The following is a 23,045-nucleotide window of genomic DNA, read 5'->3' as shown; positions in this document are numbered from 1 at the left end:
TATGCGTAATAAAGTAATTTTTGCCGCGCTGCTGTTGTGCTCCAGCCTGAGCCAGGCCTTCGAGGGCGCGCCGTCGTTCACCGTCAAGCGCGCCGGCATCGACCACACGCTCAAGCTCAGCCAATGGAAGGTGGACGGCAAGGGCGTACCGTCGTTTGACTATGTGTACGAACAGCAAGCCGGCACTTGCCACTTCAAGGTGGCGGGCCATGCGATTGCCGGTTTTGAAGAGAGGGCCGGTAAGGTGGTGCTGGACGTCTTCAATCCCGAGGATGGCAAGGGCAAGGCCCTGCCACAAATCCTGATGTTCTATGATGAAGCCGTCACGCTGACCTTGCCCCTGAAGGGCGCGTTGGGGCAGGTGTCGTTCGACGACGAGCTGACTGACGCGCAACTGCGCGGCAGCTGCGGCAAGAAGCCGGACGCCAAGCTGTCCGTTTTGTTTCGTCAATAAACGGGAGCAGCGCGCATGTCCGGCAAAGCGATCATCCGCCTCGGCGACCGTACCTCGCACGGTGGGCGCGTCCTTGAAGGTTTCCCGCTGTTGTCCATTCATGGCAAACCCGTGGCAGGCGTCGGCCACCGCGTCAGTTGCCCGAAATGTACGGGTTCCCCGGTGATTGTCGAGGGAATGGTGGCCGTCACCATGATGGGCGTGCGCGTGGCGGTGGACGGCATGAAGACGTCGTGCGGCGCCACGCTGATCGGCTCGGGGCCGGGCGAGACCGCCTAGATTCTTCAGGCGGTAATCCCGGCCAGCACCTTGCGCACGGCGCCGTGCGCCATGACGATCTCGGTGCCGTCGTGCAGCAAGGCGTTGTATTTGGCGCGGAACTCGGCGTCGCCGCTCTCGGACGGGCCGATCAGCGCCTCGATCGCCTTGCGGTAAGCGCCGGCTTCGGCGACGGTGACCGGTTCCGGCTCATCGAGCCGCTCATCCATTTGCGCCATCAGGCCCGACAGCTTTTGCAGCCAGGCGAAGTGCGGATGATTCGTCACCAGCTGCAACAGCTCCAATGGGCTGCCGACCGCGCCAAAATACTGCGTCTCCACATGGATCAGCTGCTTGTGCAAGTCGCGCAAGGCGCGCGCCAGCGCGGTCAGCTTGGCGTTGTTGGCCAGTTCGTTTTCGGGTGTCGTCATGAAATCTCCACGTAAAGTTACGCCGCAGTATAGCGCCGTTGCCGAGTGCGCGGCATCGTCCGTAAGTATCAGGCGCTGAGGGCTTTCAGCCGCTCCAGCTCCGCCAGGAAGCGCGCGCTGGCGATGGCCGGCGGCCATGGTTCCCACGCGGCGCCGCCGTAGATGGCCTGCAGCGGATCGTCGTTCAACGGCGGCACCGCGATCTTCAACGTGTGCAGCACTTCCTTGGCCGACCATCCCACCACATGCACCGCTTCGCTGGCCGCAGCCAGCCGGTCGGCCATCTTGTGGGCGGCGTGTTCCTTCGGCGTCCAATGCTGCAGGCCGTAGCGCAGGAACACCGCGCGTTCCAGCCGCACCGTCAACGCCTTGAAGCCTTCGCCCAGGAAGGGCTTCAGCGGCGAGACGCAATCGAATCCCAGCAAGCCTTCCTCCGCATCGTGCAGCAGTTCGCGCAGCGCGGCCAGCGGCGGCAACGCCAGCCCGACCGCCGTGCTGGCGGCCGCGCGCAAATGCATCACCGTCAGCGAGTGCTGCGCCACCGACAGCGGCAGCGGCCACGCCGAATGCCCGCCCCAGCGATAGGTGCGCGCCAGGCCCAGCGCCAGGTCGCTGTCTTCCCAGTCGAACGGCGTGGGGTCGAGCAGGTCCAGCCGGCGTTCCGACGGCATGCGGACCCAGGCGCGGGTTTCATGTTGATCGCGGCCCATGCGGTGTTCCTTGTCTGTGGCTCAGGCTACATCCTACACCCACGGCGGCGAATTATTTTTTGGCAATGAAGAGTGATTTTGCAATACACTGGAACGCTGTTCAACCCCCGACGAATGAGCTATGACGACCAGACCTTCATATATCTACCAGGGCGGCTCGGTGATGATGCACTCGCCGCTGCAATTGAAAAACTCCGAGATGTTCGGCTTCTTCGTCAAGGGCGACCTGGTCAAACTCCAGGCCACGCTGGACGACACGCTGAACCAGGTGGCCGGACAGCGCATGCGCTTCAACGCGATTTCGCCCTATGTGCTGCTGACGTTCACGCGCGTCAACCACGCCGATTCGGCGGCCCCGGTCGACCACGCAAAGGGTTGGATCACCGAGATCGACATCGTCACCTGGATCATGGTCGGCGCCATGGACGACGAGGGCAAGCTGGCCCACATCTACTACTACCCCGCGCACATCTTCGTCGACGACGCGATGGCGCTGATTAACGGCCGCGAACTGTTCGGCTATCCCAAATATCTGTGCGAGTACGAGATCCCGGCCGCCGGCACCGAGCCGTTGCGCTGCTCTGTCGCGGCCAAGGGCTTCCAACCGTTTGCGCCGGAAACCAAAATCGCCATGCATCCGCTGCTGGAAGTGAACGCGACCCGCAAGACCGGCATCGAAAAGCCCGTCACCAGCGTGCTCGATCTGATCGAACAGGCGATAGAACTGTTCCTGTCCATCCCGGACTTCTTCAACCTCGACGTGGCGGGCTGGGACGACATCATCTCGCTGCTGCGCAATCCGCGCATCGACCAGATCTTCCTCAAGCAGTTCCCGGACAGCGCCGGCCTGAAAGCCGTGTACCAGGCCATCCTGGCGGCGCCGGCCACCATCGACAAGATCCACGGGGGCAAACTGCTGGGCTACGAATACGAATGCGTGCTGCACGCCTTCGACAGCTTCCCGTTGAACGAGACGCTGGGCCTGCAACTGGGCGCGCAGGCCGCCATCCTGCCGTACAAGCTGAACTTCGATTTCACCGCGCAGCCGGGCGAGGAGCTGATCGACAATTCCTCGATCGCGCCGCAGAAAATCGCCATCCTCGGCGGCGGCGTCGGCTCGATGACGGCGGCCTACTACCTGAGCGACCTGCCGGGCTGGCAGAACAACTACGACATCACGGTCTACCAGCAAGGCTGGCGCCTGGGTGGCAAGGGCGCCAGCGGGCGCAACGCGCAATACGGCCAGCGTATCGAAGAACACGGCCTGCACATCTGGTTCGGCTTTTACTCCAACGCGTTCAAGATGATCAAGGCCGCCTACGCCAGCCTCGATCGCCCGGCCGGCGCGCCGCTGGCGACCTGGCGCGACGCCTTCAAGCAGCAGGATTACGTGGCGCTGTCGGAGCAGGTCGGCGACCAGTGGCACAACTGGTCCATCGTGTTCCCGACGCTGCCGGGCGAACCGGGCGAGGGCAGCGAGCAGATCACGCTGTGGCAGCTGGCGGTGGCGATGATGGGCTGGATCGAGCAATGGATCAAGAGCCTGGACAAGCTGACCCGCGAGCTGGAACTGCCGCCGCACGAGCACCACACTGGCATACTGCCGGACTGGCTGTATCACCTGGCGGAAGGCGTGACCTCGTCGGCGCACGAACTGCTGGAGGACATGTCGCTGCTAGGCAGTGCCTTATATGGCATGGTGGCCAACCTGTCGGCCGACGTCGCGCGGCATACGGAGGGCGAGCACCGGGCGTTGGCGGGTGCGCTGGTGGGAGTGCGTCAGCGCTTGCACGCGCGCTACCGCAGTCTGATCGACCGCGCCGACGGCGACGCCAGCGATGACGTCCGTCGCCTGTTCATCTGCCTGGACCTGGGCGTGACGGTGATGAAGGGCGTGTTTGAGGATGGCGTGATACGCGACGGCTTTGACGTGATCAACGACGTCGATTTCCGTCAGTGGCTGCGCAACCACGGCGGCGATGAAGACCTCTGCGTGGATTCGGCGCCGGTGCGCGGTTTCTACGACCTGGTGTTCGCCTTCGAGGGCGGCGATTTCGGCAAACCGAATATCGAAGCGGGTACGCTGCTGCGGGCGATGGCGCGCATCGGCCTGGCCTACAAAGGCGGCATCATGTTCAAGATGCAGGCGGGGATGGGCGACACGGTGTTCACACCGCTGTACCAGGCCTTGCTGGCGCGCGGCGTCAAGTTCAAGTTCTTCCACAAGGTCGAGGAGTTGGTGCCGGACGGCCGCCAGATCGGCAGCATTCGCATGACGCAGCAGGTGGCGCTGAAGGGCGCGGCCTACGATCCGCTGGTGGATGTGAAGGACCTGGCCTGCTGGCCCAGCACCCCGAACTACGGCCAGATCGATCCGGCCCAAGCCGCGCTGCTGCAGGCGCACGACGTCAACCTGGAATCCTACTGGAGCGACTGGCCCAAGCTGTACCACCAGCGGTTCGACAAGGAGCTGCCTTTGCTGACGCTCAAGCGCGGCGTCGATTTCGACCAGGTGGTGTTCGGCATCTCGGTCGGTTCGCTCAAGGCTGTGTGCCCGCAACTGCTGGCGCAAAGCCCGGCGCTGAACACCACCTATGAACAGGTGCAGACGGTGGCCACGCAGGCCTACCAGGTCTGGCTGGACAAGGACCTGAAGCAGATGGGCTGGGACTATCAGCCCGACGGCCAGCAGCCGGTGTTGAGCGGCTTCAGCGAACCTTACGACACCTGGGCGCCGATGGACCAGCTGCTGTGCCGTGAGGCCTGGCCGGCGCCGCTGGACCCGCGCAACGTGTCCTACTTCTGCAGCGCATTGCCGGTGACGAGCTATCCGCCGGTGAGCGACAGCGGCTTCCCTGCGCGCATGACGGCGCTGGCGAAGGAGGGCGCGGTCGAGCAGTTGAGCAAGAGGATAGCCTCGCTGTGGTCGGCGGCCGGGCCGGCCGGCGCCTTCCCGTGGCAATGGCTGGTGGACGGCAGCGAAGCGACCGGCGTGGCGCGCTTCGACAGCCAGTACTGGCGCGCCAACGTCGATCCGTCCGAGCGCTACGTGATGTCGGTGGTGAACAGCACCAAGTACCGCTTGCAGACCGACCAATCCGGCTTCTCCAACCTGTATCTGACGGGCGACTGGATCAAGACCGGCTTGAACGCTGGTTGCGTGGAAGCGGCGGTAATGGCCGGCATGCAGACCTCGCGCGCGATGAGCGGCCACCCGGCCGTGATCGAGGGCGAGACCGACTTCTGAGGCGAGGGCGCCGGCGTCGCAGGCCGGTCGCCGGACGGTTTGTGTAAGCCAGCGCACGGAAGCTGCCGACAAGCTGTGTCACGCTGCAGCCTTCCGTGGAGGCTGTGATGACAGATGCTGCGCCAAAGGTACGCACCGGCCAGGCGCCGGCGCCACTGGGCCGTGATGAGTTCCATATGCAGTTCATGCGCTCGTTCCAGGACCCGGCTTTCGGGCCGGTGCGGTCGGCGCTGGCGCAGGTCGAGGAAATAGCCTGGACCAGTTACCGCGACGGCCGCAAGGCGCCGGTCACGCAAAAGGCGGGCAGCGGCTTTGCCGATCCCGACTACGAGCTATCGGTCGAATGGCGGGCGACGCGCGACCGCCTGCTGGCCGCCGAAAAGCGTCAAAAGGACGTGGCCACGCGTTCCCGTGTGCTGCTCGTCGTGGGCGCCGCCCGCAACGATGGCAGCTGTCCCGGCGAAATCTCCAAGACTTTCCGCATGGCGCAGTGGGCGCAGCAGGCGCTGGCCGAATCCGATATCGAGAACGATCTATTGGATCTGAGCCTGCTCACTTCCGGCTACGACCTGCACATCCATCCTTGCAAAGGCTGCGTCTCGACCGCGATGCCGCTGTGCCACTGGCCGTGCAGTTGCTATCCCAACCACGGCCAGCGCCAGACCGGCGACTGGATGGCGGAGATCTACGAAAAATGGGTGGCCGCGCACGGCGTCATCATCCTGACCCCGGTCTACTGGTACCAGGCGCCGTCGGTGCTGAAGCTGATGATGGACCGGCTGGTGTGCGCGGACGGTGGCAACCCCGATCCCACCAGCACCCATGGCAAGCATGCGCAGGAAGCCAAGGCGCTGGAGCTGGCCGGCTGGGACTATCCCAAACATTTGGCCGGCCGCGCCTACGGGCTGGTGGTGCACGGCGACGTGGCCGGCGCGGAAGGCGTGCGCCGCGACCTGGCCGATTGGCTGGACTGGATGGGATTGATCGACGCCGGCAAGGAGTCGGCGCTGGACCGCTACGTCGGCTATTACACATCCTATGCCGCAAGCCACGAGGTGCTCGATGCCGACGAGAAGCTTCAGCAGGAGGTGCGCGACGTTGCCCGCTCGGTGGCCGCCGCCGTGGGGCAACTGCGCACCGGCTGGCTGACCAAGCCGGATGCGGTGGTGCATCCGGCGCGGCCCAAATGAACCCTAGCGGCGGCGGGCCAGCGTCAGGCCGTCGCCCAGCGGCAGCAGCGACAGGTCGATGCGTTCGTCGTGGTGCAGCTTGAGGTTCAACGCTTGCAGCGCGGCGGTGTCGTCGCTGTCGGCCCGTTCGGCGACGCGGCCGCTCCACAACGTGTTGTCGATCACGATCAAGCCGCCGGGCCGCACCAGCCGCAAGCAGCGCTCGTAGTAGCCATCGTAGTTGATCTTGTCCGCGTCGATGAAGGCGAAGTCGTAGCGGCCTGCCTCGCCGGCGGCAAGGCGCGCATCCAGTGTGGCCAGCGCGGGGGCCAGCTGCAGATCGATTTTATCGGCGACGCCGGCCTGCGCCCAGAACGGCTTGCCGATGCGGGTGTACTCGTCGCTGATGTCGCAGGCCAGGATGCGGCCGTCGGCCGGCAGCGCCAGCGCCACCGACAGCGCGCTGTAGCCGGTGAACACGCCGATCTCGATGGTGTTGCGGGCGCCGGTCAGCTTGGCCAGCATCGCCATGAATTGCCCCTGCTCGGGTGCGATCTGCATGGTGGCGCGTTCGTGGCCACGGGTGGCGTCGCGCAGGGCGGTCTGCGCTGGATGCTCGCGCAGCGAATGCGCCAGCACATAATCGTACAGTGGGTCGGTGAGGTTGAGCGTGCGGTTGGACATGCGGCGTCTCCTTGGTTGGATGCCGCCAGTGTAGCAGTGTCACTGTGGGCTCGCAGGTCAGGTCGTCGATTCCTGCTGCGACATGGACACATCGTTGCTGGCGGCGCGGCGCAGGTCGTTGCAGGCCTGGTCCAGCGCGGCGGCCACGCCTGGCAGGCGGCGGGTGACTTCGTCCAGATCGCCGGCGGCGGCGGCGGCCTCCATCTCGTGGCACAGCGTGTGCAGATGGGTCGAGCTCAGATAGCCGGCGCTGCCCTTGAGCGCATGGATCGCCGCCGCCGCCGCGTGGGCGTTGGCGGCAGTGACGGCGGCACGCGCGTTCTCCAGCCGGCGCGGCGCTTCATCCAGGAAGGCCTGCGTGATGCGCTGCATGTGCGAGTGCGACAGGCCGGCCAGCGGCATGATCTGCACCGTGGAGGGATCGACGCGCTTCTCGACCGCCGGCGCCACGCCGAACTGCTCGTCGAGCGATTGCGCGCGGGTGGCGGCGAGGCGCGCGGCGTCGGTCGGCCGCAGCGGCCGGCCGCGGCTCAGGTGCTGGGCGATGGTCTTCTCGATCTGGTCGTACAGCAGACGCTCGTCGACCGGCTTGCTGAGGAAGCCGTCCATGCCCACCGCCAGATAGCGCGCGCGGTCATGGTCGCTGGCGTTGGCGGTGAGCGCGATGATCGGGATGCCGGGATCGAGCACGCGGTAGTCTTCGCTGCCGCCGCTGCGGATCAGGCGCGCGGCCTGTTCGCCATCCATCATCGGCATGCGGCCGTCCATCAGTACCAGGTCGTAGGCGGCGGTGCTGAGCGCGTGCAGCGCCTGCAGGCCGTTTTCCACCACGCGGATATCGTGGCCCATGTTTTCCAGCAGCGTGCTGACGATGATCTGGTTGGTGCGCACGTCCTCGGCGCACAGCACGCGCAGGCGATAGGCATGGTGCTCCTTGCGCGGCAGGCTGGAAGGATCGATGGCCGGCGCCGTGCCCAGCGCCAGCGGCAGCGTGAAGCTGAACGTGGAGCCGACGCCGACCAGGCTTTCGGCGGCGATCGAACCGCCCATCAACTCAACGAGCTCCTTGCAGATCGCCAGGCCAAGGCCGGTGCCGCCGTAGCGGCGCGTGGTCGAATGGTCGGCCTGTTCGAACTTCTGGAACAGGCGTGGCAGCGTTTCGGCCGGGATGCCGGGGCCGGTGTCGGCGATGTCGAAGCTGACGCTGGTGCGGCCGTCGACGGTCAGCACGGACGAGGCGTCGAGCCGCACTTCGCCGCGGTCGGTGAATTTGATGGCGTTGCCTAGCAGGTTAAGCAGGATCTGGCGCAGACGGGTCGGATCGCCGCGCACGTAGCGCGGCAGGTCCAGCGCCAGGTCGCAGCGCAGCAGCAGGCTCTTGCCGTCAGCCTGGCCTTGCAGGATGCCGATGGCGTCGTCGACCAGTGCGATCAGGTCGAAGTCCACCGTTTCGATCGACAGGCGGCCGGCGTCGATCTTGGAGAAATCGAGAATGTCGTTGAGGATGGCCAGCAGCGATTCGCTGTTCTGCAGGCCGATGCGCAGGTATTCCTCGGTGCGGCCGCGTACGGACTGGTCGCGCATGGCGAACTTGATCATGCCGATCACGCCGGCCAGCGGCGTGCGGATGTCGTGGCTCATCGCCGACAGGAAGTCGATGCGGTGGCGGCTGACCACCTCCGCGTGTTCCTTGGCTTCGGTTAGCTGGGCGGTGCGTTCCTGCACGCGCTGCTCCAGCGTGTTGCGCAGCAGGCGGATCTGGTCGGCCAGCGCGAACGCCAGCAGCACGCCGTCCAGCGTGCCGCCCAGCAGCGTGAACAACTGAGCGTTGGTGATCATGGCCGGGATCAGGCCCAGGTTGGCCGGCAGGATGAACAGCCCCGGCACCATCAGCGCGACGAAGCCGAGCACGAAAAAGCGCGCCGGGTAGTAACCGCGGCGCCACACCACGATGCCGCTGGTGAGCGCCATCGTCATCCAGATCGTGATGACGATGGTGGCGATGGTGTGCGCGTAGCTCAGGTAGAAGAAGCAGCTCGGCAGCGTCACCAGCGGCAGCACGATGTTGATGCGGCTGAGGCGGTGCAGCAGCGGCGAATGCTCTTTCAGCCGCAGGAAGTTGGTGTAGAACATGGTGCTCAGCACCGGCAACAGGAAGAAGGGCACGTAGTGCCATTGCAGGTTGTGCCAGCCGAACAGGTCGGCCGTCATGTGGAAGGTCATGCCCCAGGCGATGGCGTAGCACAGCACGTACAGCGAGTAGTACAGCGACGAGTTGTCGCGGGTGATCGAGTAGATGAAGAAGTTAAACACCGTCAACGCCAACAGCGCGCCGATGGAGCCGATGATGAGCACGTTCTCGCGCGCCACCAGCTGCTGGTAGGCGGTGCGCGGCAGCACCGACATCACCGGCGTGCGGGCGTAGTAGGGGCTGGCGAAGCGTATCAGGATCTGGTAGCGCTGGCCGGGCTGCAGGTCGACGTCTTTGCCGTAGTGCAGCAGGTAGGAATGCGGCTGGCGGTAGCCGGTCAGCATCTGGCGCGCGCTGCCGTCGGGGCCGAACACCTGGATGTCGACCATATCGATCAGCGTGTCGTTGGGATCGATGACCCAGGCCGGCTGGTGGCTGTCGTTGCGCAGCTCGGCATAAAGCCAATATGCGCCGCCCAGCAGATTGACCTTGGAGGCCGGACTCAGCCCGGCCAGCAGCTTGGGCAGACCGGCGGCGTCGACCGGGAAAGGCTGGCCTTCGTCCAGGTATAGCTTGCCCGTCGTCATCAAATCGATACTTGCGGTATTGACACTGATCGCAGCCGGCGGACGCTCCGCTGCGGTGGCTGCGGTGGGGCTCAAGGCCAGTAGCCACCATGCCAGCATCGCCAGTAGCACGAGCAACGCGCCACGTGGTAGACCGTAAGACATCTTGCAAGCTGTACTCATTAGTGTTCCGAAGGCCGCAGGTCTCAATAAGTTAGGTTTTTTCCATTTTAAACGAGAACTTATTGTTTTATTCAAAAATTGACCTATGGCACGGACCGATGCTTGGCGCATGCGGGGCGGGGCAGGTAAGATGGCGCCTTTGCACCACAGGAACGCGACCGTGCTTATCTCTCCAGAACAATTCATCGGCTTTCTCAGCGCCGCCTTGCTGATCACGATTTCGCCGGGCCCGGATAACTTGATGGTGCTCAGCGTCGGCATGTCGCGCGGACGGCGCCAGGGCATGGTGTTCGGCCTGGGCTGCGCGCTGGGTTGTTTGAGCCACACTTTGTTGGCGACCTTGGGCGTGAGCGCCCTGATCAAGGCTTCGCCGATGGCGTTTGGCGCGCTCAAGCTGCTGGGCGGCGCTTATCTGATCTGGCTGGGCATCGGCGCGCTGCGCAGTCGTGGCGGCGCCCGTGTCGAGGGTGGCGGGGTGCCGGACGAGAGTCTGGCCAAGTTGTTTGGCAAGGGGTTGTTCGCCAATGCGGTCAATCCGAAGGTGGTGCTGTTCTTCCTGTCCTTCCTGCCGCAGTTTGTGGTGGCGGAGCGGGGTGATGTCAGCTGGCAGACCGCTCAGCTGGGTTTGCTGTTCACGGCGCAGGGCGTGGTCCTGTTCGGCTTGCTGGGATATTTTTCCGGCGCGGTGGGGGCATGGATCAACCGCCATCCGGGCGCGGGCATGTGGATGGACCGCGTGGCCGGTGCGATTTTCGTCGGACTGGGGTTGAAACTGATTATTTCTCGTTAAAAGAGCAAAAAAAGTCTGTTCGCGGCGCCGATGTCATCAAGGCGTAATGTCGCACTGCAATACTGGCTTTGCTCTTTCAAGTCTCTCCCGATTTGAAAACTTTTGGCCCGCGCCTCTTTGTGCTGCGGGCTTTTTTTTTGTCCGTCGCATAATGAGGGCGGGATTGCCGCTGCAACTTTTTCATGTCACTATCGGCCGGAACTGACCCCGAAGCGCGATTGGAAACACGCTGAGCGAGTAGAAGTCGCTATTCCTTATCTAGCTGGTACAAGCTGGTGATCTACCCGCTTGTAGTTCGTGCCGTCATAAACATCGCTGGTTAGCTGACCGTCATGTTTTCTAACGCGCACGTTAAACAGGCGTGGCCCTGTTTCTGGAGTGCCACCACAATTTTTCGTGTGAAGTTCGCGCACTATAATTTCGAAATATGACGGCTTCTCGATTACATCGGCCACCCCGCATTCATCTTTTAGCGTCGTGAGGTGGTATTTGTGTATGGCATCGATGGCAAGCTTGATCGCTTCATCTTTGCTCTTTATTTGGCCAGAAAACGCCAACGTCGATGCAAGAAACAGCAAGGCTGGCAAGCAGTGAATTGGTTTCATGGTATTGCCCAATGGTTACTTTTTAAGTAGTGGCGTGATGTGTGCATGAATGATAGATTTTAATTTTCTTGCATAATCCGGATCGGTTGCGTATCCACGCCTGGCGATGGCCTCGGCGAATCTGTCCGGATCGCTTTGATACGCAAAAACAGTCGGGTATTTTCGTTGCAAGAGGGATGCATAATCGTCGGCAGCTTCAGTGTAGTTGGCGTAGGCGCGAAATTCGTTGATTTCACGGATACGTTTCCCTGATAACTTGACCTCGTGCGTGGAGAAAGTTGTCGAGTGTCCAGTTGCGGATTTACCTTTTATCCCAAAGTATGCATTCCCCTTGACGGATCGACCCCAATTGCTTTCAAGGGCGGATTGGGCAAGTATTACCTCGGTTGGGATGCCAGTACGCGCTGAGATGATTCTTGCGTCACTGGTATGTAAGCCGACAAAGTGGGCGACGTGAGCTGGCTGTTGTTTGGTCCGATGTCTGTGCGCATGCGTTTGAGCAAGCGCGTGTGCGTGTTTTGACATGAGCGATCTCCGATCCGGCCGAAGTGGCCAGACTTAGCATCGCATCAAATTCAGCAGCTATCGTTGAACTCGCTCAGTAGTTATGTCTGCGGTCGAAATCACTTTATTTTAGAAAAAAAGCGCATGGCCGTTGCCGGCGCATGCGCTCTTCGTGGCTGCGGCACAGTGGCCGCGCCGGATCAGCTCGTTTTCTTGCGGCGGGCTGCGTAGCCCAGCAAGCCCAAGCCGCCCAGCAACATGCCGTAGGTGGCCGGCTCAGGCACGGCTTCCAGTGGCGTCACGTTCATGCTGCCGCCGTAGGCGCCTCCGCTGCTGCCGTCAACGCTGCCGGTGATTTCCAGGTAGTACTGCCCCTCGCTCAGGTTGTTCGCATGGAACCGGAAGTAGTTCGGCAACAGTTGCGACGCGCTGAGGGACGACAAAATCACGATATTGTTGTTGATGTCGATGGTGTAGTTCACCAGTTTTAGCGATGCCAGCGTCAGCGATTGAGTCGAGGTGAAATCCGACGAGACCGAGCCTCCCGCTTCAAACGACGAGCCGACGCCGAATCCGATGATGTCGTCAAAGGTGCCGTGCTGGTCTGTGTTGATGAAATTATTGCCAAAACTTAGAGTGAAGCCACCGAACGCGTCACTGATCTGCTGACTGAATGGCGAGCCTATGACGTTCGCGGCGATCGCGGAGTGTGTCATCAGTCCGGAGCAGGCAAGCAATGCGGAAAATATAACTGCCTTGTTAAAGACTTTCATACTTGTTCCAGTCATAAGTGTGGGCCGCAGGGCGGTACTTCTTGTTATCGATATTTCATCGAAAAGAATAGCACAGTAAGTCCTGCAGGAATTGTCTATTTGACTGTATTTCTCCTATTTGGCCACAAGCGTGAAGCGCAGTTCCAGCTGGTCCTGCACGGCCAGCGCGCCGGCCATCACCGAAAATGGCGTGATGCCGAAATCACTCTGTTTTAGATGGACGCTGCCGGTGGCGGTCATGACGCCTTTCGTCTCGCGTATGTCCGTTGGAATCGCCATGGTGCGCGTGACGCCATGCAGCGTGATCGCCACCTGGAGCGGCTGGCCGGTGGCGCCGCGCTCGGCGTGAACGGTGACCAGCGGATAGCGTTCCGCATCCAGCACCCTGGTCAGCATATTGTTGCGGGTGCCGTCGATGGCGTCGGCGGAGGGTTGCTTTTCCAGGCCGGCGGCGATGCGCAGCTCGGCCTCGTCGACCGTCAACTGGTCGAGGCGGAACTGGAAATCGGCGCGGTTCTGCGCTGGCGATACGGTGCCAGTGACATGGCGGCTGGCGACCAGATGATCGTGGCCCAGCCGAGCCAGCAGGCCGCCGCGCTGCACCGTGACGGCGATCAGCGATTGCGCGCTGTCGATGGTCAGCGCGCTCGCAGCCGGTGCTGGATAAACGACAGGGGCGCCAGGTACCGCAGGCGCAGCGGCCGGCGGCGGGCTGCCGGGCAGTTGTGTGCACGCCGCCACGCTCACGCACAGCACGCCGATTCTTAGATGATTATATAATTTTGTCATTCCGCACCATGGTCATTTGGCCGTCATATTGCCCGATTATGATGCGTCTCGCTGGTCCCAGCGTGCTCCAGTTGGTTTCGTGCCCAAGCCGGTGCGGGATTTCACAAAGCATGACTCAGCAGGCTCGCCGGTGGCCTGAAACACCGGCACCATCACCTCGATCCGGCTGCACCCCGGCCCCGATTCCCACCTTAATCAATCCCTAAGCCTATGCCGGCCGATAGCTGGCAAAGTAACACCTGTAGCGCGAGGTTTAAGCCCCGCGCCCGGCTGCCGGACTCCATCAAGCCCGGCACAAATTTCGCCCAGGCGACACCATCGCCGCCGGGCAAACAGACATCCCCACGCTTTCGAGCGTTTTCGTAACCAGCATCATCGCACGATGACGCTGGTTTTTTTTGGCTGTTAGCCGTGCTTCGCCAGCCAGCTGTCGATTTCCGGCAGACGGGTGGTGCGCAGCTTCACGCGGTACTGGATCGAGGCGATGGCGGTCTTGGTGTCGCCCTGTGCTTCGGCCGGCAGGTACTGCTTGGCGTAGGCGTGCAGCTTGGCTATCATCGCCAGGTCGGCCGAGCGTCCGCCCAGGCCTGGGAAGTAGCGGCTGCGCGAGCTGCCATCGACCTTCTTCTCGAGCTGTGCGTAGTGGCCGATGGCGAAATCGTAAGCCATGTCTGGATGGTGACCTGCCACGCGATTCAGGATAGCCGCGCCTTCGGTAGCGCCGCCTTCGTCGGTCAGCGCCAGTTCCAGCGCGCGCTGCGCCAGCGCCTTGTCCTTGGTGGTGCCCAGCAGGTCATACAGCTCGCTCTTGATCATGGACGATTTCTCTTCCCGTGCCGCGGCATGCAGCTGGTCCCAGGTCGCGGCATCGGCGTTGGCGGCGATCACGCCCAGGATAGGACGACGCAGCGCAGCCGGCATCGCATCCTTGTCGGTGGCAGAGGCGGCATAACGGCGGCGCGCTTCCGCTACCACGCCTTCATCGCCGACGGCGCCCAGCACGTTGATCAGCGTCTCGCGCAGGTTGGCCACAGGCGCCGCTTCATCCGCAGCCTTGGTCCAGCCTATGCGCGCCAGCACTGGCGCCAGGCGCTTGCGGGCGTAGCGGTCCAGCGCTGCCTGTTGTTCCGGCTTGCCTTCGTAGCTGTAGTGCAGCGAGGCCAGTGAATCGGCGATCTGGTCCCACACTTGCGGCGCGGCGTCCACCGGCGCCTTGCTGGCCAGGTCCATGAAGCTGGAGGCCGGCATCAAGCCCGCCATGCCCAGCGACCAGCTGTCCGACAGCAGGCCCATTTGATCGATGGTCGCCAGGCCGGCGAAGCTCTCGGTCAGCGCGGCAAACGCCTTCGATGCGTACAGCGTGCGGTAGTAGCCGCTCTGGCCCGCGTTGACCAGCACCGTGCCGCAGCCCGGCAGCGTCATGCCGGCCTTGCCGTTGACGATGGCGCGCACGGGGGCGCCGCCCACCGTCTGCGCGATCACCGGCACGCGCCAGCTCAGCGGCTTCTTGTCGGTTTGGTCTTTGCTGAACTCACCCTGCGTCAGCGCGATGGTGGTCTGGCCGTTTTTGCAGACGGCATCGGCCACGCGTATCATCGGCACGCCCGGCTTGAGCGTGAAGTCGTGCGCGATCGCGGTCACCGGCTTGTGCGCAGCCTTTTCCACTTCGCGCCACAGGTCGTCGGACACCGTGTTGCCATATGCGTGCTTGGCCATGTAGCTGCGCACGCCGGCGCGCCAGGCGTCATCGCCCACATAGTTTTCCAGCATGCGGATGACCGACTCGCCTTTTTGATAGGTGATGCTGTCGAAGGCCTGGCTGGCTTGTTCCACAGTGCTGATGTGCTGTACCACCGGGTGGGTGGTGGCCAACGCGTCGCGGCTCATGGCCTGTTCGCGGGTGCCGACGGCGCGCAGTTCCCATTTCCATTCAGGGTGCAGGCGAGTGGTGGTGCGCGATTCCATCCACGATGCGAAGCCTTCGTTCAGCCACAGGTCGTCCCACCATGCCATCGTCACCAGATCGCCGAACCACTGGTGCGCCATTTCGTGCGCGGCCACCAGGAACGAGGTTTCCTTGTCGGACTGCGTGGCCACGCGTGGATCGAGCAGGATCGCGGATTCGAAGGTGAAGATCGCACCCCAGTTTTCCATCGCGCTGAAGAACTGGCTGCGGCCCGGCGCGGCGATGTTGTCCAGCTTAGGCAGCGGATACTTCACGCCGAAGTAGTCGTTGTATTCCTTCAGCACGGCGACCGACGAATCAAGCGCGAACTGGGCCTGGCCTATCGATCCCTTTTGTGTGACGACGCCCAATTCGGTGCCGCCTTCGACCGCGGTCGCGCGTTCGAATTCGCCCAGGCCGAAGAACAGCAGGTAGGTCGACATCTTCGGCGAAGTGGCAAAGCGCACCAGTTCGCGGCCGTCGGCCAGCTTGCTGGTGGAGGCCACCGGCATGTTCGACACGGCCATCTGGCCGGCCGGCACGGTCGCTTCCAGCGCGAAGGTGGCTTTGTAGAACGGCTCGTCCCACGACGGGATCACGCGGCGCGCTTCGGAGTTTTCAAACTGGGTGTACAGCGCGCGCTTCTTGTCGCCGCCGTTCTGGTAGTCCAGTGAGAACATGCCGGTCGCCTGGGTGCCGATCACGCCGGTGTAGTCCAGCTTGAGCTGGTAGCTGCCCACGGCCAGCGGCTGGGCGAACTCGAAGGTGGCGGTCTGTTTGTCGTTGTCGACGTTGATCTTGCTGGCGGCCAGCGCCGGCTTGCCGGGACCGGCGCTGATCGAGACGGTGCTGAATTTCAGGTCGGCGGCATTGAGGGTGATGCTATTGCTGGCTTGCTTGATGTCGAGCGCGATGGTGACGCTGGCACTGAAACTGCTTTTGGCGGCGTCCGGCGTCAGCGAAACCGCGTAGTGGGTCGGCACGGCGTTGCGGGGGAGCTGCGTGGTGACCTTGTTGGCGGCCTTGGCGGCCGGCGCGGCGGCCACGGTCAGTGGAGCGAGGCCGGAGGTAAGGCCGAGCAGCGCCATCACGGCGAGCGAAATCAGACTACGTTGCATGCAATATCCTTCAGTTGGGTGAGCCGGGAGGCATACGATATAAACCGTTATTGGCTTCGTGGGCCAACGAGCAATCTAAGGCTAACTGGTTACAATGTCAATCTACCCATCACGTCAACAGGAGTTGGATATGAAGTTCTATACGTCGCCGCGCACGCCTAATCCGCGCCGGGTCGCCATGTTTATGGCTGAGAAGGGCCTGACCGATATCGAGCTGGTGTCGATCGACCTGGTTGGGGGCGCCCACCGCAGTGCCGAGTACCTGGAAAAGAATCCGTTCGGCCGGGTGCCGGCGCTGGAGCTGGACGATGGCCGCATCTTGTGCGAAACCCGCGCCATCTGCACCTGGCTGGAAGGCTATGCGCCCGAGCCTAACCTGATGGGCGACGGGTTCGACGAACGCGCCTTCATCGAGATGACCGATCGCCGCGTTGAGCTGCATCTGTTCATGGGCATCGCCAACTGCGTGCGCCACACGCATCCGGGCCTGGCGATGTTGGAACAGCCGCAGTTTGCCGACTTTGGCGCTTCGCAGGGCGAGAAGATGCGCGAGACGGCCCGTTGGCTCGATGGCGTGTTGGCTAAGCAGCCGTTCGTGGCAGGGCAGCGCTTCACCATCGCCGATATCACGGCGTTCTGCGCGCTGGAGTTCGGGCGCGGCCTGATGAAGTTCCGGCCGGGTGCGGAAGGCATGGCGCATTTGCAGGCCTGGCGCGACCGCATTGCTGAACGCTCCAGCGCCTCGGTGGTGTACTAGGCTGTCAGGCCACCCGCTTGTACCAAGGCTGTTGCGGGAACACCGGCTTGTAATGGACGGCCAGCGGGTCGTCCAGTTCCAGCGGGCGGTCCAGCACCAGCAGACCGGATTGCGCCAGGCTGTCGTTGAACAGCCGCAGCACGCGCTGGCGCAGCGCCGGGCCGAAGTCGGGCAGGGCGCGTCGCCCGGATATCATCTGGAATTCATTGAACGAGGCGTCCGTCACCAGGTTGTACTGCGCCCAGGTGATGCGGCTGCGCAGTTGCGGCAGCAGCGCCGCGTGCAGCCCGTCGCCGCTGACTTCGAAATAGTCGAGCAGCTTGCCCACGCCGCCGCAGCGCACGTAGTTCGCTTGCAGCTCGCCCAGGCGCGCCACCGGCAGGCTTGCCGCCTGCGCCTCCGCCAGCAGCGCGTCGCTGGAGACGGTGGCGTAGATTTCGGTGCGCGCGCCCAGCTGTTCCTGTTCCAGCAGGATGGCCAGCGTCCACGCCTGTTGCGCGCCGGCGCAATCGGCCAGCCACACGCGCGGCAGCGCGGCCCCGTGCAGGCACACGCCCAGCGACATCCGCAGCAGCGACACCTCCGATGCGTCATCGAACATCGACGCCTGCTCCACCGATAGTTCATGCAACAGGGCATTCCACGCATGCGGGTCGTGCAGCACGCGCGCTTGCAGCTCCGAGATGGTGGGCAGCGACAGCTGCTTCATCGCCGCCTGCACCCGGCGCGTGACGACGTCGCGCTGGTAGCCGCGATAGTCGTAGCCGTAGACCTGGAACGTGGCCTCCAGCAGCAGCTCAAGCTCCAACTCCTCGACCGTGGAAGGCGAGTGGCGACGCGGGCCATCCGCATGGCCGGCGACCGGCGCGCAAGCCGGTTCGGGCGGCATTGCGCTGGCGCCGCCGGAGTCGGTGGGGCGCAACGCCGCCCGCAGCGATGCCAGTAACGAATTCATGACACTCATCAGTGCAGCCACACCCGCATCAGCGACAGCAGTTGCGCCACGTCCACTGGCTTGGTGATGTAGTCCGACGCGCCGGCCGCGATACATTTATCGCGGTCGCCCTTCATCGCCTTCGCCGTCAGCGTGATGATCGGCAGCGATTTGAATTTGGGGATGCGGCGGATGGCGCGCATGGTGTCGTAGCCATCCATCTCCGGCATCATGATGTCCATCAGCACGATCTCGATGGTCGGATCCTTTTCCAGCACCTCGATGCCGTCGCGGCCATTTTCAGCGAACGACACCTGCATCTGCTGGCGCTCCAGCAGCGACGACAGCGCGAAGATGTTGCGCAAGTCATCATCGACGATCAGCACCTTGCGGCCAGCCAGGCCGCCGTCGGCCGCGTGGATCTCTTCCAGCATGCGGCGCTGCGCTTCCGGCAGGCTGGCCTGCGAACGGTGCAGGAACAGCGCGGTTTCATCCAGCAGGCGTTCCGGCGAGCGGGCGTCCTTGATGACGATGGTCTTGGCGTAGCGCTTCAGCTTTGCCACTTCCTTGCGGTTCAACTCCTTGGCGGTGTTGATCACGATCGGCAGGTCGCGCAGCGATTCGTCCTTGCCGATGATGTCGAGCAGGTCGAAGCCGCTGATGTCGGGCAGTGTCAGGTCCAGCACCATGCAGTCGAAGCGCGCCTCGCGCAGCGCGTCCAGCGCCGCCTGGCCGGTATCGACGGCGACGATGTGCAGGTCGGCGTCGCCGATCAGGGCGACGATGGCGTCGCGCTGCATTTGTTCGTCGTCCACCACCAGCAGGCTGCGCTTACCGCCCAGCAGGAATTTCTGAATCCGCGTGAACTCTTCCTGCAAGGCCGCCTTGCTGACCGGCTTGTTCAGGTAGGAGATCGCGCCCAGGCGCAGCGCCCGTTCGCGCTCGCGCAGGCTGGACATCACATGCACCGGAATGTGGCGCGTGCTGGGGTCGCGTTTCAGGCGGTCCAGCACTGTGAAGCCGTCGATGTCCGGCAGGTCGAGATCGAGCAGGATGGCGGACGGCAGGTAGTCGCGCGCCAGGCTCAGGGCCGAATCGCCTTGCAGCGTAACGATGCCCTTGAAGTTTTTCTCGCGCGCGAAGTCCAGCACGATCTTGGAGAAGCGCTCGTCGTCCTCGATGATCAGCACCGATGGATCGCCCGGCGCCACCAGGCCACGGTCGTCGCTGCTGCCGTATTGCTCCATATCTGCTTCGATGTCGGTGATGGCGCTCAGGCTGTCGTGCTCCGGCTGCGACAGTTCGCTGTAGTGCGGGGCGGTGTACACCACTTGCGGGGCCGGCATCGGCAGGCGGACCTGCGGCTGGCGGCCCATGTCGTAGTTGACGAAGCCGGCCCGGTTATACGGCAGGAACAGCGTGAAGGTCGAGCCGTTGCCGACCGCCGATTCGACGCGGATCTCGCCGCCCAGCAGGCGCGCCAGCTCGCGCGAGATCGACAGGCCCAGGCCCGTGCCGCCGTATTTGCGGGCGGTGGAGCCGTCGGCCTGCTGGAACGCTTCAAAGATCAGTTGCAGTTTGTCGGCGGCGATGCCGACGCCGGTGTCGCAGACGGCAAACGACAGCACGGCGTCCGCATGCAGCAGGTTGGGGTGGTCGCTGGAGAAGCCGCTGTTCACCAGGCTGATACTGAGCGAGACCTGGCCGTGCGTGGTGAACTTGAACGCGTTCGACAGCAGGTTTTTCAGCACCTGCTGCAAGCGCGTGGTGTCGGTCATCATCGCGGTCGGCAGGTTGTCCTTCAGCTCCACCGAGAAGCCCAGGTGCTTGGCCTCGGCCATGTGGCGGAAGGTGCGGTCGACGTAGTTGCGCAGGTTCTGGAAGCGATACTCGGAGACGTCCAGCGTCACGGTACCGGATTCGATCTTCGACAGATCCAGGATGTCGTTAATCAGCGTGAGCAAGTCGGAGCCGGAGCCGTGGATGGTCTTGGCGAATTCCACCTGCTTGCCGGACAGGTTGCCGTCCGGGTTGTCGCCCAGCTGCTGCGCCAGGATCAGCAGCGAGTTCAGAGGCGTGCGCAGCTCGTGCGACATATTCGCCAGGAACTCGGATTTGTACTTGGAGGACAGCGCCAGCTGGGTGGCTTTTTCTTCCAGCGCCAGTTTTGCCTGCTCCACTTCGCGGTTCTTGCGTTCCACCTCGATGTTCTGCTCGGACAGCAGGCGGGCCTTTTCGGCCAGTTCCTGGTTGGTCTGTTGCAGTTCCTGCGCCAGCGATTGCGACTGCGTCAGCAGCGATTCGGTACGGCTGTTCGCCTCGATGGTGTTGAGCACCACGCCGATCGATTCCATCAGCTGATCGAGGAAGGACAGGTGGGTTTCGGTGAAGCGGTCCAGCGACGCGATCTCGATCACCGCCTTGACCTGCTGCTCGAACAGGATCGGCAGCACGACGATGTTGGTCGGTGGCGCCGCGCCCAGCCCGGACGAGACGACGATGTAATCGCGCGGCACGTCGGTCAGCCAGATGCGCACCTTCTCCACCGCGCACTGGCCCACCAGGCCTTCGCCCGGCAGGAAGGAGGTGGGCAGCTTGCGGCTGGAACGGTAGCCGTAGCTGGCGATCATGCGCAGGCGGGCGTCCGATTCCTGCGAGTCCATCATGTAGAACACGCCGTGGTGCGCAGACACCAGCGGCGCCAGTTCGGACAGAATCAGCTTGGTCACGGCCTGCAAGTCGCGCTGGCCTTGCAGCAGGCGGGTAAAGCGCGCCAGGTTGGTCTTCAGCCAATCCTGCTGCGCGTTCTTCAGCGTGGTGTCCTTCAGGTTGCGGATCATCTCGTTGATATTGTCCTTCAGGTAGGACACCTCGCCGCGCGCCTCCACCTGAATGGAGCGCGACAAGTCACCGCGCGTCACGGCGGTCGCCACCTCGGCGATCGCCCGCACCTGGTTGGTCAGGTTAGCCGCCAGCTGGTTGACGTTTTCGGTCAAGTCCTTCCACGTACCGGCCACACCGGACACGTTGGCCTGGCCGCCCAACTTACCCTCGGTACCCACTTCACGCGCCACCCGCGTTACCTCGGATGCGAAGGAGGACAGTTGGTCCACCATCACGTTGATGGTGTCTTTCAGTTCCAGGATCTCGCCCTTCACGTCCACGGTGATCTTCTTCGACAAGTCGCCGCGCGCCACGGCGGTGGTCACCGCCGCGATGTTACGCACCTGGCCCGTCAAGTTGGAGGCCATGAAGTTCACGTTATCGGTCAAGTCCTTCCATGTGCCGCCGACGCCCGGCACATAAGCCTGGCCGCCCAGCTTACCCTCGGTGCCCACCTCGCGCGCCACACGGGTCACTTCCGATGCGAAGGAGGACAGTTGGTCCACCATCACGTTGATGGTGTTTTTCAGTTCGAGAATCTCGCCCTTGACGTCCACCGTGATCTTTTTCGACAGGTCGCCGTTCGCCACGGCGGTGGTCACGTCGGCAATGTTGCGCACCTGGCCGGTCAGGTTACCCGCCATCGAGTTCACGCCGTCGGTCAAGTCCTTCCATGTGCCGGCCACGCCGGGCACGTTGGCCTGGCCGCCCAGCTTACCCTCGGTGCCCACCTCGCGCGCCACCCGCGTCACTTCGGATGCGAAGGAGTTCAATTGGTCGACCATCACGTTGATGGTGTTCTTCAGTTCGAGAATCTCGCCCTTTACGTCGACCGTGATCTTTTTCGACAAGTCGCCGTTCGCCACGGCGGTGGTCACGTCGGCGATGTTGCGCACCTGGCCCGTCAAATTACCCGCCATAGAGTTCACCGAGTCGGTCAAGTCCTTCCATGTGCCGGCCACGCCCTTCACCTGCGCCTGGCCGCCCAGCTTGCCCTCGGTACCCACTTCCCGCGCCACCCGCGTCACCTCGGATGCGAAGGAGGACAGTTGGTCCACCATCACGTTGATGGTGTTTTTCAGTTCGAGAATCTCGCCCTTGACGTCGACCGTGATCTTCTTGGACAAGTCGCCGTTCGCCACGGCGGTGGTCACCGCCGCGATGTTGCGCACCTGGCCCGTCAGGTTGGACGCCATGAAGTTCACGTTGTCGGTCAAGTCCTTCCAGGTGCCGCCGACGCCCGGCACATAAGCCTGGCCGCCCAGCTTACCCTCGGTACCCACCTCGCGCGCCACCCGCGTCACTTCCGATGCGAAGGAGCGCAGCTGGTCCACCATCACGTTGATGGTGTCCTTCAGTTGCAGGATCTCGCCGCGCACGTCCACCGTGATTTTCTTGGACAGGTCGCCGTTCGCCACCGCGGTGGTCACCTCGGCGATGTTACGCACCTGGGAGGTCAGGTTACCCGCCATCGAGTTCACCGAGTCGGTCAGATCCTTCCACGTGCCGGCCACGCCTTTCACTTGCGCCTGGCCGCCCAGCTTACCCTCGGTGCCCACCTCCCGCGCCACACGCGTCACCTCGGAGGAGAACGACGACAGCTGTTCCACCATCGTGTTGGCGGTGGTTGCCGCCCGCAGGTACTGGCCTTTCAGCGGCACGCCGTCCACCTCCAGCGCCATGGTCTGCGACAGGTCGCCCTTCGCCACGGCGCCGATCACGCGCGCCATCTCGGTGGTCGGGCGCACCAGGTCGTCGATCAGCGCGTTGACGGCGCTGACGATGGTGGCCCAGCCGCCGGACATATTGGGAACCTGCGCGCGCTGCGTCAGCCGGCCCTCGCGGCCCACCACGCGGCTCACGTCGGTCACCACCTGCACCATTTTTTCCTTGGTCTCGATGATCTCGTTCAGGGTGTCGGCGATCTTGCCCGCCATGCCGGTCCAGTCGGACGGCATGCGCGCCGTGAAGTCGCCTTTTTTCAGCGCCATCAGGGTCGACAGCAGTCGCTTGGCGTCGATCTGCTCGCCCATGTCGGTCATATTGTTCATCGG

General features: G+C 63.5%; 17 protein-coding genes. 6 read left to right on the top strand and 11 right to left on the bottom strand.

The genetic code is table 11. The features are described 5' to 3' along the window. Position 1: 1 nt before the first annotated feature. The gene (locus tag KVP70_RS02250) at positions 2-454 is read left to right on the top strand and encodes a hypothetical protein (RefSeq protein WP_217940363.1); all 453 of its coding nucleotides are present in this window, start codon (positions 2-4) and stop codon (positions 452-454) included. Between the two features lie 15 nt (positions 455-469). Further along, the gene (locus tag KVP70_RS02245; RefSeq protein WP_217940362.1) at positions 470-733 is read left to right on the top strand and encodes a PAAR domain-containing protein; all 264 of its coding nucleotides are present in this window, start codon (positions 470-472) and stop codon (positions 731-733) included. Positions 734-738: 5 nt separating this feature from the next. Here the strand turns inward: KVP70_RS02245 and KVP70_RS02240 are convergent, their stop codons facing one another. Together KVP70_RS02240 and KVP70_RS02235 are read right to left on the bottom strand one after the other, a co-directional pair. After that, positions 739-1,143, bottom strand: a complete 405-nt coding sequence (locus KVP70_RS02240) for a hypothetical protein (protein ID WP_217940361.1) — start codon at positions 1,141-1,143, stop codon at positions 739-741. Positions 1,144-1,211: 68 nt separating this feature from the next. Beyond that, positions 1,212-1,853, bottom strand: coding sequence for a phosphohydrolase (locus tag KVP70_RS02235; protein ID WP_229224527.1), 642 nt, complete (start codon positions 1,851-1,853; stop codon positions 1,212-1,214). 121 nt (positions 1,854-1,974) lie between these two features. On the opposite strand from KVP70_RS02235, the gene KVP70_RS02230 reads away from it, so the two are divergent. Together KVP70_RS02230 and KVP70_RS02225 are read left to right on the top strand one after the other, a co-directional pair. Further along, the gene (locus tag KVP70_RS02230; protein ID WP_217940360.1) at positions 1,975-5,100 is read left to right on the top strand and encodes an NAD(P)-binding protein; all 3,126 of its coding nucleotides are present in this window, start codon (positions 1,975-1,977) and stop codon (positions 5,098-5,100) included. 107 nt (positions 5,101-5,207) lie between these two features. Further along, positions 5,208-6,290, top strand: a complete 1,083-nt coding sequence (locus KVP70_RS02225; RefSeq protein ID WP_217940359.1) for a flavodoxin family protein — start codon at positions 5,208-5,210, stop codon at positions 6,288-6,290. Between the two features lie 3 nt (positions 6,291-6,293). Here KVP70_RS02225 and KVP70_RS02220 read toward each other — a convergent pair whose 3' ends face one another. Continuing rightward, positions 6,294-6,953 carry a class I SAM-dependent methyltransferase gene (locus tag KVP70_RS02220; RefSeq protein WP_217940358.1) on the bottom strand — a complete coding sequence of 220 codons (660 nt, stop codon included), beginning with the start codon at positions 6,951-6,953 and terminating at the stop codon, positions 6,294-6,296. A 57-nt stretch (positions 6,954-7,010) separates the two neighbouring features. Next, the gene (locus KVP70_RS02215; RefSeq protein WP_229224526.1) at positions 7,011-9,806 is read right to left on the bottom strand and encodes a hybrid sensor histidine kinase/response regulator; all 2,796 of its coding nucleotides are present in this window, start codon (positions 9,804-9,806) and stop codon (positions 7,011-7,013) included. Positions 9,807-10,053: 247 nt separating this feature from the next. Here KVP70_RS02215 and KVP70_RS02210 point away from each other — a divergent pair, with 247 nt between their 5' ends. Then, positions 10,054-10,683, top strand: a complete 630-nt coding sequence (locus KVP70_RS02210) for a LysE family translocator (RefSeq protein ID WP_262311675.1) — start codon at positions 10,054-10,056, stop codon at positions 10,681-10,683. 254 nt (positions 10,684-10,937) lie between these two features. Here KVP70_RS02210 and KVP70_RS02205 read toward each other — a convergent pair whose 3' ends face one another. The 5 genes from KVP70_RS02205 to KVP70_RS02185 form a co-directional block, all read right to left on the bottom strand. Further along, positions 10,938-11,288, bottom strand: coding sequence for a hypothetical protein (locus KVP70_RS02205; RefSeq protein ID WP_217940355.1), 351 nt, complete (start codon positions 11,286-11,288; stop codon positions 10,938-10,940). Positions 11,289-11,303: 15 nt separating this feature from the next. After that, positions 11,304-11,813: a glycoside hydrolase family 73 protein gene (locus tag KVP70_RS02200; protein WP_217940354.1), complete on the bottom strand. Its 510-nt coding sequence runs from the start codon at positions 11,811-11,813 to the stop codon at positions 11,304-11,306. Positions 11,814-11,992: 179 nt separating this feature from the next. Beyond that, complete coding sequence (locus tag KVP70_RS02195) at positions 11,993-12,565, bottom strand: FxDxF family PEP-CTERM protein (protein ID WP_255575711.1); 573 nt, start codon at positions 12,563-12,565, stop codon at positions 11,993-11,995. 114 nt (positions 12,566-12,679) lie between these two features. Next, positions 12,680-13,354, bottom strand: coding sequence for a YceI family protein (locus KVP70_RS02190; RefSeq protein WP_217940352.1), 675 nt, complete (start codon positions 13,352-13,354; stop codon positions 12,680-12,682). Positions 13,355-13,759: 405 nt separating this feature from the next. Then, complete coding sequence (locus KVP70_RS02185; protein WP_217940351.1) at positions 13,760-16,417, bottom strand: M1 family metallopeptidase; 2,658 nt, start codon at positions 16,415-16,417, stop codon at positions 13,760-13,762. A gap of 130 nt (positions 16,418-16,547) precedes the next feature. On the opposite strand from KVP70_RS02185, the gene KVP70_RS02180 reads away from it, so the two are divergent. Further along, entirely contained in the window at positions 16,548-17,174 is a 627-nt protein-coding gene (locus KVP70_RS02180; RefSeq protein ID WP_217940350.1) for a glutathione S-transferase family protein, read from the top strand. A 4-nt stretch (positions 17,175-17,178) separates the two neighbouring features. Here the strand turns inward: KVP70_RS02180 and KVP70_RS02175 are convergent, their stop codons facing one another. Then, on the bottom strand, positions 17,179-18,129 hold the full coding sequence (locus KVP70_RS02175) for a CheR family methyltransferase (protein WP_229224525.1): 951 nt from the start codon (positions 18,127-18,129) through the stop codon (positions 17,179-17,181). 8 nt (positions 18,130-18,137) lie between these two features. Continuing rightward, positions 18,138-23,042, bottom strand: coding sequence for a hybrid sensor histidine kinase/response regulator (locus KVP70_RS02170; protein ID WP_217940348.1), 4,905 nt, complete (start codon positions 23,040-23,042; stop codon positions 18,138-18,140). Between the last annotated feature and the right edge of the window lie 3 nt (positions 23,043-23,045).

It is taken from the genome of Duganella violaceipulchra, from assembly GCF_019166075.1.
GTDB classification, from domain to species: Bacteria; Pseudomonadota; Gammaproteobacteria; order Burkholderiales; family Burkholderiaceae_D; genus Rugamonas; species Rugamonas violaceipulchra.
Note: the sequence above shows the minus strand (reverse complement) of the source record. Positions and strands in the feature narration are given on the sequence as shown.